Raw genomic sequence first — 9,536 nt, 5'->3', positions numbered from 1 at the left:
TGGCGCGAGTTCCCGTTGGGCCCCGCGGGCAAGATCCTCAAGCGCGAGATCGCTAACCAGGTTAGCCATGTCAGCGAGCCGGGTGCGAAGATGCCGGTACCTACCGGATCGACCGAGGAGCGATGGTGATCGAGCAGACCGACCTTGCCACTATTGAATTCCAGGTGACTGACCACGTAGCCACCGTTGCGCTCAACCGGCCCGAGAGGCTGAACAGCTTCACCGAACGGATGGCCGCCGAACTCGCCATAGTCTGGGCCCGAGTCCGTGATGACGAGGACATCCATGTCGCGGTGCTGTGCGCCAACGGCGAACGTGCCTTCTGCACCGGCATCGACGTCACCGAAGGCACCTGGTGGAAGCACCGACCGATCTTCGACCAGGAAGATCCCGGCGAATTACTGGGGCCGAAGGCGCACAGGGTATGGAAGCCGGTGATCGCGGCTCTGCATGGCATCGTGGCCGGCGGAGCCATGTACTTCGTTAATGAGTGCGACTTCTCGATCTGCAGCGAGACGGCTACGTTCTTCGACCCTCATGCCAACGCGGGCATTGTCTCGGCGTTGGAGCCGATGGGCATGCTGGCCCTCGGCGTGCCCTACGGCGAGGTGATGCGGTGGGCGTTGCTGGGCAGTGAGGAGCGGATGTCCGCGCAGACCGCCCTGCGCATCGGGCTCGTGACCGAGGTGGTCCCCGACGATCAACTACGCGCCCGCGCTTTCGAATTGGCCGCGGAAATCGCCGCGCGCCGACCTAATGGTGTCCAGGGCACCGTGCGCGCGATGTGGGAGGCCCGCGATCTGACCCCGAGTGTGGCTGCCCGGCAAGGCAAGTTCTACACCGACCTCGGCAACGCCGGCGCCACCCCGGACTCGTTGAACAACAAGAAGAAACCCCGAACACGGTGAGGAGGGGGCGATGACCGACACAGCGATCGAGCAGCTGGTCCAGTTCGACCTGCTCATCGGGGGCGAATCGTCCTCCGCCGCAACGGGAGCGACCTACGACAGCGTTGACCCCTTCACTGGCAGACCCTGGGCGCGGGTACCCGACGGTGGGGCCGCCGACGTGGACCGCGCCGTCGCCGCGGCCCGGGCTGCGCTGAATGGACCGTGGGGTGCGCTGACAGCAACCGCCCGCGGCAAGCTGCTCCTTCGTCTCGGCGAGATCATCGCGCGTGAGGCCGAGCAGCTCGCCGAACTCGAGGTGCGTGACGGCGGCAAGCTGCTTCGTGAAATGGTCGGCCAGATGCGGTCGCTGCCGGACTACTACTTCTACTATGGCGGGCTGGCAGACAAGCTGCAGGGCGACGTCATACCGGTGGATAAGCCCAACTACTTCGTCTATACCCGCCACGAACCCGTCGGCGTGGTCGGCGCCATCACACCCTGGAACTCACCGCTGCTGCTGTTGACCTGGAAGTTGGCCGCCGGACTGGCCGCGGGTTGCACCTTCGTCGTCAAGCCCAGCGACCACACCCCGACATCGACGCTCGCGTTCGCAAAGCTGTTCGCCGAGGCCGGTTTTCCACCGGGCGTCATCAACGTGGTCACCGGTTGGGGTCCGGAGACGGGTGCCGCGCTGGCGTCGCACCCCGGTGTCGACAAGATCGCGTTCACCGGCTCGACGACCACCGGCATTCAGGTGGGCAAGGCCGCGATCGACAACATGACTCGATTCTCGCTGGAGCTCGGCGGCAAGTCGGCGCAGGTGGTGTTCGCCGATGCCGATCTCGACGCCGCGGCCAACGGGGTGATCGCCGGCGTCTTCGCCGCCACCGGCCAGACATGTCTGGCGGGCTCACGCCTCCTGGTAGACCGCAGCGTCGCCGACGCGCTGGTGGACAAGATCATCGCGAGGGCGGCGACCATCAAGCTGGGTGATCCGAAGGACCCGACGACCGAGATGGGCCCGGTGTCCAATCAGCCGCAGTACGAGAAGGTGCTGTCGCACTTCGCTTCTGCGCGCGAGCAGGGTGCGACGATCGCCTACGGTGGCGAGCCGGCCGCTGATCTCGGTGGCTACTTCGTCAAGCCGACGGTGCTGACCGGTGTCGACTCCTCGATGCGTGCGGTCGCCGAGGAGATCTTCGGGCCGGTACTGGCGGTGATGACCTTCTCCGACGAGGACGAGGCCGTCGCCGCGGCCAACGGCACGGAGTTCGGATTGGCCGCGGCGGTGTGGACCAAGGACGTCCACCGTGCGCACCGGGTGGCCGCCAAGCTGCGGGCCGGCACCGTCTGGGTCAACGCGTACCGCGTTGTCGCGCCTCATGTTCCGTTCGGCGGCACCGGCTTCAGCGGTATCGGGCGGGAAAACGGTATTGACGCCGTCAAAGACTTCACCGAGACCAAGGCGGTGTGGGTGGAGCTCTCTGGGGACACCCGCGACCCGTTCACGCTCGGCTGACTTCAATTCGATCGACAGGGGATTGCAGATGACGCTCGACCTTACGGCCGCCGACAAGGTGCTGGCCGGTCTCCGGCCATTTCCGGTGGCAGTCACCACGATTGACGGCGGTTTCGGCAATGGGTTGATATCGCTGTCTGCGGGCTCGGCCAGCATCGTGCCGGAACTGCCCCGCGCGACTGTCAGCCTGACCAAGTACAACAGGTCGCACGACATGCTGGTCAACTCCGGCATCTTCGTGATGCACATGCTGTCGGCCGGCCCGGACGAGATCGACAAGTCGATGGAGATCCTGATGACTCTTGGCGGCAGTTCAGGCCGCGATGGCGACAAGATGTCGACGCTGCGCACCAAGCCGGGTGTAACCGGCGCGCCGATCCTGCTCGACGCACACAGCTACGTCGAGTGCCGCATCACAGGGTCGTTGGACAACGACGAGAACACCATCTTTGTCGGGGACGTCGTCGCCGCGGAGGTGTTCAGCTCCGAGCAACGGCTGCGGATCGGCGAGGCGTGGGGCAAATTGCCGCACGAATGGATCGAGCAGTACGAGGCCAACCACGAGCCGCAGCTGCAGAGCGCGCGCGACCTGCGGGCGGCAGCAGCGGCGCGGGTCTGATGGCCGAAGAGCCTTCCGGCGCATGGCAGCTGCCGCAAGAATTGGTGATGCTGCGCGACACGGTGCGGCGGTTCATGGATGCGCAGGTCCATCCGCTCGAGGAGAAGCTGGACCACGACACGGTTGGGCTACCCCGCGAACAGCTCGTCGAGTTGCAGGCGAAAGCCAGGAAGCTCGGGCTGTGGTCACTGCAGACGCCCGAAGAGTACGGCGGCGCCGGGCTCAGCGTGCTCGGCCAAGTCGTGGTCGCCGAAGAAGCCGCGAAATGCCGGATGGGAGCGTTTTTCCCGGCCCTCGGTGCATTCGGCGGCAACCCGCCCAACATCATGTTCAAGGCATCACCCGAACAGTTCGAGAAGTACGCCAGACCCGTCATCGACGGTGTGATGTCCAAGGCGTACACCGCGATCACCGAGGCCTCCGGCGGATCTGACCCGGCGCGGGCGATCAAGCTCAAGGCGACGCGTGAGGGCGGCTGCTATGTACTCAACGGCTCCAAGATGTGGATTTCGCACGCCCCGCATGCTGATTGGGGGGTGGTGTACGCCCGCACTGGCGAAGGTCGAGAGGGTATCTCGGCATTCATTCTCGAAAAGGACACCCCAGGCGTCACGTTCAGCCGCATCCCTGTCATGGCGTCCTTCGCACCTTACGAACTGAACTTCGACAATGTTCGGCTCCCGACCGAGCAACTGATCGGCGCTGAGGGACAGGGCTTTTCGCTCGCTACCGAGTTCCTGGTACACGGCCGTATCGTTTACGGGGCCGGGCCGATCGGCATCGCGCAGAGCGCGCTGGACATGACTTGCCAATGGGCCAAGGACCGAGACGTCTTCGGGGGCAGGCTAGCCGATAAGCAGGGCATCAAGTGGATGCTGGCGGACAGTGAGGTGGACCTGCGGGCCGCACGGCTGCTGATATACCAAGCCGCCTGGAACGCCGACCTTGGACGTGACGTGCGGGTAGACGCCTCGGTGGCCAAGATGTTCGCCACCGAGGCCGCCTACCGAGTTCTGGACCGCTGCATCCAGATTCACGGCGCACTGGGAATCTCCACCGAATTGCCGCTCGAGAGATGGTTTCGTGACCTGCGGGTCAAGCGACTCGGTGAAGGCGCCACGGAAGTGCAGCGAGAGATCATCGCTCGATCGCTGGTGCGATGATGCACTACAACCTGATGTTCCCGATGCGTGCCGTCAAGCACTGGAACCGCTGGTGTGAGGGCGCAGGCATCGGCGACGTCGCGCGGTTGGTGGAAGAGGCCGGCTTCGATGGCTTTTCGATGTCCGAACACCCCTATCCCGACCGGGGGTGGTTGGCCCGTGGCGGCCACCACGCTTTCGATCCATTCGTGTCGCTGAGCTTCGCGGCGGCCGCCACTACCCGCATCCGATTGATGACCTACATCCTGGTGTCGGGTTATCGCAGCCCCTACCTGACGGCGAAGGCCGCCGCGAGCTTCGATCTGCTCTCCGGCGGTCGTTTCACACTGGGCACCGGGGCCGGCTATCTGAAGGCCGAGTTCGAAGCGCTGGGCGCCGATTTCGACCGGCGTGGCGCGCTGCTCGACGAGGCAATCGCCGCGTGGAAAGCGACCTGGGCGGGCATCGACCACGACGGGCCGGAATTCGGGATCGAAGGCCACGTCGCGCTGCCACCGCCGCTGACGACAGGCGGTCCGCCGATCTGGATCGGCGGCAACGGTGCAGCCGCCCAGCGTCGTGCCGTCGAGGTCGCCGACGGCTGGATGCCGATGGCGGCATCGGGCGAAATGGCCGCGATCACCCGCGCCCGCCCACTCGAAGACATCGACACGCTTGCCAAGTGGATCTCAAAGGTGAACAAACAACGGGCGGAGACGGGTCGCGGCGCTGCCGACATCGCCTTCGTTCCCTTCGAAGCCGACCTGCTCGCCAGCGGCGCCTGTGAGAAATTCTGCGCTGCAGTGCAACCACGGCTCGACGCCTACGCCGAGGCGGGCGTCACGTGGATCACTATCGAGCCGGCCAGCAGGAGCTTCACCGACTTCCGCACCGACATCGACATGCTGACCTCACAGTTGATCGACCGATGAGAGGCCAAACATGACTCTGCCCGACCTCGTGCTGGTTCACGGCGGCGAGCACGCCGCCGACTGCTGGGACCTCGTTGTCGCCGAATTGCATTGTGCGGAGCCGGAATTGCGCACTCTGGCCGTGGACTTACCGGGCCGCGGCCGCACGCCTGGAGACTTGGCGACCGCCACCATCGACGAATGGGTGGATTCCGTCGTCGCCGACATCGAGGACGCGGGTCTCGGTGACATCGTGATCGTGGGCCACTCGATGGCCGGGGTGACGGTCCCCGGCGTCGTCACCAAACTCGGCTCAGCACGGGTACGCGAGATGGTTCTCGTTACGGCGTTCGTTCCCCGTCAGGGTCAGGCGATCGTCGACACCTTGGGCGGTCCACTGGCGGCCTTCGCGCGGTTCGCCGCTCGAGGCGGCAGGCCATTCAAGATTCCCAGCGTGGCCGCGCAGTACGCGTTCTGCAACGGTATGACGAAGCAACAGCGTCGGCTCGCGATGTCGCGGTTGTATACCGAAGCGGCGCGGATTCCCGCAGAACCGGTGGATCGCAGCGGGTTTCCCGACGACGTGCCGCGTAGCTGGGTGCTGACCACCCGCGACCGAGCCTTGTCGCAAAAGTCCCAGCGTGCCAGCATCGCCGCCCTCGGCGGCGTGCACGAGGTGATCTCAGTCGATGCCTGTCACGACGTGATGTTCAGCCACCCGGTGCAGTTGGCAGAAATACTTCTACAGCGCTGCCGACTGCGACAGAGCGTCCGATGACAGATTCACCGAAGAATTCATCCGACGCGGCGCCGACATGCTTTTTCGTCACCGACGGAACAGGCTATGTCCCAACCCGTCTGGCGAGGGGGCCGTGGGGTCCGTCGATCAGCGGCAACTATGTCGGCGGATTGCTGGGCCGAGCTGTCGAGCTAGAAGTCGACGACGTCGACCTTCAGCCCGCCCGACTGACGGTGGACCTGCTCAGGCCGGTGGCACTGAAGCCGTTGCAGATGCACTCCTCGGTGGTGCGTGACGGCCGTCGACTTCGACTGGTGGATGCGGTCATGACTCAGAACGACGTGATCGTGGCCCGGGCCAGCGCATTGTTTCTTCGCCGCAGCGAGCACACCACCGTGGACACGGTGTGGACCTCACCCGTCACCATGCCCGCAATCCCAGCAGATCCGGTGATGTTGGCCGGTGATGTCCCGATGGTGTTGCAGTCATACGGCCGGGACCCGGTCGCGGGCAGTCCAGGTGTCGGCATCACCGAATGGCAACACCACGGCCAGAAATTCGCGTGGATACGGGAGACCAAGCTGCTCGTCGACGACGAGCCACTGTCGCCTTTCACTCGCGCCGTGATGGCTGCGGACGTCACGAGTTCGTTAACCCATTGGGGTACTGAAGGATTGCAGTTCATCAACGCCGACTACACAGTCACGCTCAGTCGCCTGCCGGAAGGCGTCTACATCGGATTAGCCTCGGTGACGCACTATAGCCACGCGGGGGTCGCCACCGGGGTGGCGACGCTGTTCGACGAGACCGGACCGATCGGCAGCGGTATGGCGACGGCGTTGGCGAACCCGGGATTCACGCCACCACCGTCAATAGTGGTGAGCTGATCGCGCTCAGGTGATGGCGCCCTCGATCTTCAGTTCGATCAGGTCGTGGTCGTTAATGCCGAGCTCCCGCAGCACTTCGTCGGTATGTTCGGCGAACAGCGGCGCACGCATAAGGTGGGCGGCGGCTTCGTCGAACTTCACCGGGTTCGCCACCAGCCGTCGCTGATTGCCCTGGGCATCCCTGACGTCGGCGATGCGCCCGTTGGCGATCAGCGACTCGTCGTGGGCAACCTCCCAGGCATCCTGCACCGGAGACCACTGGCCTCGCAGCAGACTCAGCAGCCGGGTGCAGTCGTCGAAGGTTCGCGATCCGATGGCGTCGGCGAGCAACGCGGTGGCCTCATCGGCGTTGGCCGCCAACGACTCGAGCGAGTCGAATCGCTCGTCCTCGGCAGCTGCGTCGAGTCCGAAAAGCCGGCAGACCGAACTCCAGTACCTCGTGGGCTGAAGCATCGAGAGTTGAATGAAGCGGCCGTCCGAGCACCGGTAGGCGCCGGTGAGCGGATTGCCCGGGGCTTGCGTCCGCTGGTCGATCTTCGGCAGCGGACAGCCGTAAAGCATGGCGAGGTTGACGCTGGATTGGTTGGCCCATGCCCCGACCGCCAGCAGTGACACGTCGATGACGGACGTCTGCCCCGTCGCTTGCCGGCCGTAAAGGGCGGCGGCCACCGCCCCAGCGATGGTGATGCCACCCATGTTGTCGCCGAACGCGCCGGCCGGCATCCCGGTTGGCACTTCGGATTCCGTTGGGGTGACTCCATCGGCGTTGCCGGCGCGCGCCCAGAACGCGGTCGCGTCGTGTGCGCCTGTCTCACGATCGGGCCCTTCGCTCCCGAAACCGCTGCCCGCGACGTAGATGATCGACGGATTGATACGCCGTACCTCATCCAGGTCGATCCGTAGCTTCGCACGCGCCTGAGGCAGCACATTGGTCAAGAAGACGTCGCTGCGCCGGACGAGTTCTTCGAACACCGGCCGGGTTTGCTTCAACGCCAGGGACAGTCCGACACTGCGCTTACCCCGGTTGGGGGCTTCGACGGTCGGCGAGAACGAGACTCCCGGTGTGGTCGCGGAGCGACCGGCGACGGTGACGAGTCCCCTCTGCGCGTCACCTGTCACCGGGTTCTCGATCTTGATCACGTCGGCGCCCCAGTCGGCGAGGACCGCGCCGGCCGAAGGCACGAAGGTGAATTGCGCGACTTCGAGCACGCGTACGCCGGTCATCGGTTTCTGCATCGCTCACCTCTGTCCTGCCGGGCACGCTGACTCAGTGCCAACATAGGTTACTAGGTAAGCAACGTCGAGGTCTACTATCAACGCGTAATCTTTAGCCGGCAACTTGCTCGACCAAGGGACCGACATGAAAGTCACCGTCTTCGGCGCGACCGGACAGATCGGTCGGCTAGTCGTCGACGACCTGCTGATCGGCGGCCACGGAGTGACCGCGTACGTCCGCAATCCCGGCAAGTTGGGCCATAAGGATCCACGCCTGGTGACTATTTCCGGTGAGCTGTCCGACGAGGCGCGGATCCAGCAGGCGGTCCGCGGCTCGGATGCGGTGATCAGTGCGCTCGGTCCGCTGCTGCGATGCGGTTCCAAGGGCACTCCGGTGGCCGACGGCACCAAGAACATCGTCGCCGCCATGCAGAGCGAACACGTCGGACGCTACATCGGGCTGGCGACGCCATCTGTGCCCGATGAGCGCGACAGCCCAACCCTGAAAGCCACGATCCTGCCGGTCATTGCCGGACTGCTGTTTCCCAATGCGCTGCACGAATTGGTCGGCATGACAACAGCGGTCACCCAGTCCGATCTCGACTGGACCATCGCGCGCATCACCCGACCCACCGGCGGGAAGCCGAAAGGTACTGTCCGCGCGGGCTTTCTCGGCCACGCCAAGGTGGGGTCCGCGATGTCGCGTGCCGATATCGCCACCTTCCTCGTCGCCCAACTCACCGATACAACGTTCTCGCGAGCGGCGCCAGCCATCAGCAACTGATAACCAGGCTCGGATAATTCAGGGCTTCAACCGTTGCGGATCGCTTCGGCGAGCTTTCCGGGTGCATCGATCATGACGAAGGTGGAGCTGCCGGGGGTCTCGATCAACGTGGCATGCGGGAATGCGTCGTGCAGCCGGCGGGCGTGGTCGAGGGGGAACAGCCGATCCTCGGTGCCCCACGTCAAAGTGACAGGTCTGTCGAACGCCTCGATCGCCGGCGCGGCGCGCAATGTGAGAGCCGGATCCAATGAGGCGGTCACCGTGACCGCGTCGCGGCGGGCCGCTCCGCTAGTGGCGAACGCACCGAAGATCTCGCGTCGCCGTTCCGGGGTCGGGGGGTGCTTGGACACCGCCTTGAGGAAGAAGCTCTGTCCTGGTCCGGTGGCCAACAGGCGCACAATTCCTCCACCCACCTTGGAGCTGAAACGGCACAGCTTAACGATCTGAGAGAAGGAGCCAGGTGGAAAGTGTTCGTAGCTATCGCAATTGGTGAGCACGAGGCGGGCAATGCGTGAGGTGTCCAGACCTGGATCGCCCAGTGACGCCAGCACCAGGCCGCCGCCGGTGTCATTGGCCACCACCGTGACGTCGGTCAGGTCGAGGGCCTCCATGAAATGGACGATGCGCCGAGCGGCCGCCTCGGCGCCAAGATCGGCGCCGTCGGTGGGTGTGCCGTGCGCGCCCAGCGGCCAGGTCGGCGCGATGCAGCGAAACCCATCACCGAGTTCGGCCACGACGTCGTTCCACAACGCGCCGGTTACGTAGACGCCGTGCACGAACAGGACGGTGGGTCCCTGCCCGGTGTCGGTGTATTCGATGTCCAGGCCGTC

10 protein-coding genes are annotated in these 9,536 nt (G+C 65.0%); 8 read left to right on the top strand and 2 right to left on the bottom strand.

The features are described from left to right. Nucleotides 1–125: 125 nt before the first annotated feature. Genes VN856_RS01910 through VN856_RS01880 form a run of 7 tightly spaced genes read left to right on the top strand, consistent with a single transcriptional unit; the run spans nucleotide 126 to nucleotide 6,707 of the window. Nucleotides 126–908 (top strand): enoyl-CoA hydratase/isomerase family protein, encoded by a 783-nt coding sequence (locus tag VN856_RS01910; RefSeq protein WP_325685595.1) that lies wholly within the window; start codon nucleotides 126–128, stop codon nucleotides 906–908. A 10-nt stretch (nucleotides 909–918) separates the two neighbouring features. Then, nucleotides 919–2,409, top strand: a complete 1,491-nt coding sequence (locus VN856_RS01905; protein ID WP_325685593.1) for an aldehyde dehydrogenase — start codon at nucleotides 919–921, stop codon at nucleotides 2,407–2,409. 28 nt (nucleotides 2,410–2,437) lie between these two features. Next, nucleotides 2,438–3,028 carry a flavin reductase family protein gene (locus tag VN856_RS01900; RefSeq protein ID WP_325685591.1) on the top strand — a complete coding sequence of 197 codons (591 nt, stop codon included), beginning with the start codon at nucleotides 2,438–2,440 and terminating at the stop codon, nucleotides 3,026–3,028. Continuing rightward, complete coding sequence (locus VN856_RS01895; RefSeq protein WP_325685589.1) at nucleotides 3,028–4,191, top strand: acyl-CoA dehydrogenase family protein; 1,164 nt, start codon at nucleotides 3,028–3,030, stop codon at nucleotides 4,189–4,191. Before VN856_RS01900 ends, VN856_RS01895 begins: the two co-directional genes overlap by 1 nt. After that, nucleotides 4,191–5,102 carry an LLM class F420-dependent oxidoreductase gene (locus tag VN856_RS01890; RefSeq protein WP_325685601.1) on the top strand — a complete coding sequence of 304 codons (912 nt, stop codon included), beginning with the start codon at nucleotides 4,191–4,193 and terminating at the stop codon, nucleotides 5,100–5,102. The genes VN856_RS01895 and VN856_RS01890 overlap by 1 nt, the downstream gene beginning before the upstream one ends. A gap of 10 nt (nucleotides 5,103–5,112) precedes the next feature. Further along, nucleotides 5,113–5,859, top strand: coding sequence for an alpha/beta hydrolase (locus VN856_RS01885; RefSeq protein WP_325685587.1), 747 nt, complete (start codon nucleotides 5,113–5,115; stop codon nucleotides 5,857–5,859). Further along, entirely contained in the window at nucleotides 5,856–6,707 is an 852-nt protein-coding gene (locus tag VN856_RS01880; RefSeq protein WP_325685585.1) for a thioesterase family protein, read from the top strand. The genes VN856_RS01885 and VN856_RS01880 overlap by 4 nt, the downstream gene beginning before the upstream one ends. A gap of 6 nt (nucleotides 6,708–6,713) precedes the next feature. On the opposite strand, the gene VN856_RS01875 is transcribed toward VN856_RS01880, so the two are convergent. Next, nucleotides 6,714–7,943 carry a CoA transferase gene (locus tag VN856_RS01875; RefSeq protein ID WP_325685583.1) on the bottom strand — a complete coding sequence of 410 codons (1,230 nt, stop codon included), beginning with the start codon at nucleotides 7,941–7,943 and terminating at the stop codon, nucleotides 6,714–6,716. Nucleotides 7,944–8,067: 124 nt separating this feature from the next. Here VN856_RS01875 and VN856_RS01870 point away from each other — a divergent pair, with 124 nt between their 5' ends. Beyond that, nucleotides 8,068–8,706, top strand: coding sequence for an NAD(P)-dependent oxidoreductase (locus VN856_RS01870; protein WP_325685581.1), 639 nt, complete (start codon nucleotides 8,068–8,070; stop codon nucleotides 8,704–8,706). 26 nt (nucleotides 8,707–8,732) lie between these two features. Here VN856_RS01870 and VN856_RS01865 read toward each other — a convergent pair whose 3' ends face one another. Further along, the gene (locus tag VN856_RS01865; protein WP_325685599.1) at nucleotides 8,733–9,530 is read right to left on the bottom strand and encodes an alpha/beta hydrolase; all 798 of its coding nucleotides are present in this window, start codon (nucleotides 9,528–9,530) and stop codon (nucleotides 8,733–8,735) included. Nucleotides 9,531–9,536: the final 6 nt, after the last annotated feature.

The organism is Mycobacterium sp. (assembly GCF_035603715.1).
In the GTDB taxonomy this organism is placed as follows: Bacteria; Actinomycetota; Actinomycetes; order Mycobacteriales; family Mycobacteriaceae; genus Mycobacterium.
Note: the sequence above shows the minus strand (reverse complement) of the source record. Positions and strands in the feature narration are given on the sequence as shown.